This window comes from Streptomyces celluloflavus (genome assembly GCA_000720995.1).
Lineage (GTDB): Bacteria > Actinomycetota > Actinomycetes > Streptomycetales > Streptomycetaceae > Streptomyces > Streptomyces celluloflavus.
This window is the reverse complement of the sequence record JOEL01000144.1, coordinates 1-403: the sequence shown is the minus strand read 5'-3', so window position 1 is coordinate 403 and position 403 is coordinate 1. Positions and strand designations below refer to the sequence as shown.

1 protein-coding gene is annotated in these 403 nt (G+C 67.5%); it reads left to right on the top strand.

What is annotated here, in order from left to right; genetic code table 11:
- The coding region (locus tag IH09_RS36240; RefSeq protein ID WP_190233530.1) for an RNA-guided endonuclease InsQ/TnpB family protein at positions 1 to 403 on the top strand (403 nt) is incomplete at both ends.

The window sequence follows — 403 nt, the reverse complement described above, 5'->3', positions numbered from 1 at the left end:
CAGGTACTTCGCGTCCTTCGTCGTCGAGACCGGACCCGAGACGCTGCCCGACGTGGAGCCGGTCGTCGGCATCGACCTCGGTCTCGGGCACTTCGCCGTCCTTTCCGACGGCACGAAGATCGACGCCCCGCGCTTCCTGCGCCGGGCCGAGAAGAAGCTCAAGCGCGAACAGAAGCGCCTGAGCCGCAAGGCCAGGGGAAGCAGCAACAGGACCAAGGCCCGCGTCAAGGTCGCCCGTGCTCACGGGCAGGTCGCCGATGCACGGCGCGAGTTCCACCACCAGCTCTCCACGCGGATCATTCGCGAGAACCAAGCGATTGCCGTGGAGGACCTGGCGGTCAAGGGACTCGCCCGTACACGCCTGGCCAAGTCCGTCCACGACGCCGGATGGTCTGCGTTCGTC